Annotated in this window: 2 protein-coding genes; both read right to left on the bottom strand. The window is 66.0% G+C overall.

The features are described from left to right. A partial coding sequence (locus tag MKK88_RS30905; RefSeq protein WP_244007157.1) for a porin occupies positions 1-377 on the bottom strand: 377 nt, incomplete at its 3' end. A gap of 968 nt (positions 378-1,345) precedes the next feature. Beyond that, positions 1,346-2,759: porin (locus tag MKK88_RS30900; protein ID WP_244007155.1), on the bottom strand; the 1,414-nt coding region annotated here is incomplete at its 5' end.

Below are 2,759 nucleotides of genomic sequence, written 5' to 3'. Positions count from 1 at the left end.
GTGCCGGAGGTGCCGACGCCGGAATAGCCGGTGCGGGCGCCGGCATCGAGGCGGACGAAGGCGCGGAGCGTGCCGTAGGCGGTCTGGGTGCGGGCATCGAGGTTGATGCGCATCCGGCCCTGGTAGCCCGACGTGTCGCCGTTGCCGGAGCTGCGTGACGAACTGGTCAAGTAGCCCCCCTCGAACCGGGCGCGGCCCGAGATACGCAGGCAGGTGTCGGTGCCGGGGATGTAGAAGAAGCCGGCACCGTAGGCGGTGCAGACACGGATGTACTCGATCGGCACAGCCTTCTTGACCGGCAGATCGGCGGCGTGCGCGGCGCCCACCGCCGCAAAAGCGGCAGCCGACCCGAGCAACGAGCCCTTCAAGAGCTTCATTGATATCTCCAAAGTTTCGAGACCCAATATCGCCGTCCACACAGTTCAAATCTGTGTTTCCGGCATATTCTTGCGCAATCCGCCTATAAGGTGCGGAATTGTTCGGGATCTCATTACGGAGATTCACCGACGCGGATGCACATTGTGCAACGCGGCGCTCCATCGCAACGTTGATTGAAGCTAATCTATAGACTTGTCATGTAATGTTGCAGCAATGCCACAAATTCAATACTTTGGGTTTCGATTTTACAAGCTGCATTTCGGCGATATTTGGAGTTCAAATAAACTAGATATCGTGTTTTCGCGTCAGTTCAGTCTCGATCAAGCAGTCATCGATGCCAATGCTGTGCACGCCGCAGATCGGTCGGCCCCAGCCGTGTCGATCGGTGATTTGATCGCTCCACATGCGTCGGGAGGACACAGCGCAGGCTCGCGCGAGTCGCGAAGACGCGGCGGCGATGGGTCCGGCGCGGATTCGGCCGCACCCGTGATTCTGCCCCGAGTCGCATCGCCCCGGTCTTAAACGGCCCTGGCGGGCGCACTCGCGCGCATGGATCGGCCCATCAGGGCGTCACAACCGGCCACAAGCCCAGGGGAGCGTCGGCGCGGGCGTTCCGGGCGCAGGGCCCGCGGCCTGGCGAGCGCCGCTGCAGATCGGCGGCCGCACAGCCCGAACCGTCTACGCGACAGGGTCCGGCATCGAGGGCGCGCCGGCGCAGCGGCAGCGGCGGGTTTCGGGCCGGCCCGGGCGGGTCAGGGGAGGCGGACGGGCGGGGCGGACGAAGGGCCCGATCCGGGGCTGCACGCGCGTTGCCGCCACCAGCCGGAGCCCCAGACGCGCCGGTCACGCCATCGGCAGCCGGCGGATCGTCGAACCACCGGCGCAACAAAAAAGGCCCGGCCGAAGCCGAGCCTTGAAATGTGAGGCACGAGGCAAGGTGCCGGGGCCGAGGCCCCGGCGTCTTGGATCAGAAGTCGCGCTGGACGCGGAAGCGGAACGATGACACGCCGTCCGACGTCGTGGTCCGCGGCACGAAGGTGCCGTTGTTGATGCCCGCGACGTTGGCGTAGGCGGTGGGGCTCTTGTCCTTGTCGATCACCCGACCGTTCTTGACGCCGATCTGCGTGTAGTAGCCCTCGACACCGATATCGAGGTCCTTGACCGGCGACCAGATGAGGCTGCCGCCCGCCACGAACTGGTAGGTGTCACGCAGCGCCTCGCTCAGGTTGTAGAAGCGCGTGCCCGGCGTACCGACAGCGTTCGCACCGAAGTTGATCGTCCCGAACGGGTTGGCGACGGCGTAGGCGATGCCCTGAGCCGCACGGGCCGCCTGCGAGAAGTTCATCTCGCCATACGATCCGAAGAAGGCCGAGCGCCACTCAGGCGTCCAGTAGTGGAGGTAAGCCGCCGTCGCGCTGAAGCTCGTCGACTGCTGCATCTGACCCGTGAACGGGTTGACCGTCGCGTCGTTGAAGAACTGGTTGAACTTCTGGCCCTGGATCGTGGCCGCGTTCTGCGAGTACGAGCCGCTGAACGAAGAGTAGCCGGTGTAGAGCTGGGCGCCGGAGCCGTAGGCACCCTGCAGGTACAGGGCGTCGCCCGGCGCGATGAACGGCGTGTTGATCTTGAGGCCGCCCTGCACCGCCCAGCCGTACGAGTTGCTGGTGTGCGGGATGCTGATGTTCGAGCCGGTGCCGGTGCCGGCGCCGTTGGCGACGTTACCGACGTTCAGCTCGTGCACGGCGGCCGACAGCTGGGCCGAGCCCCAGGCCTGATCGAGGCGCAGGGCACCGACGACGTCGGGCATGCGCGAGCGCTGGATCACGTCGACGAAGCTGTACCGGGTCGGCTGGCCGTTGGTGTAGCCGATGAACACTTCGGCCGGCGAGTTCGACTGAGCGAAGTTTGCGATGTTCGCGTTGACCGTAGCACCGGCCGGGTTGTTCGAGGCCGAGAAGATCGGGCTGCGGCGGAAGACCGGGTCTTCGGCCGAGATCGTGGCGGACAGGCCGTTGCCGAGCGTCGCCGTGTAGGCGAGCAGGTTGGTGGAGGCGATATCCGAACCGGCGGTGGCGCCGGCGAACTCGAAGTCGTGGGCGTAGAAGTCGAAGAACGACGACGCGCGACCGGCGGTCATGCCGGCGAACTGGATGAAGGCCTTGTCGACGTTCACGAACTGCTGGTCACGGCCGAAGCTGTCGATGCCGAGGCCCGGGAAGGCCTGGCCGATACGCTGCTGGGTGCCGGAGGTGCCGACGCCGGAATAGCCGGTGCGGGCGCCGGCATCGAGGCGGACGAAGGCGCGGAGCGTGCCGTAGGCGGTCTGGGTGCGGGCATCGAGGTTGATGCGCATCCGGCCCTGGTAGCCCGACGTGTCGCCG

Source organism: Methylobacterium sp. E-005 (assembly GCF_022829725.1).
GTDB lineage: Bacteria > Pseudomonadota > Alphaproteobacteria > Rhizobiales > Beijerinckiaceae > Methylobacterium.
Note: the sequence above shows the minus strand (reverse complement) of the source record. Positions and strands in the feature narration are given on the sequence as shown.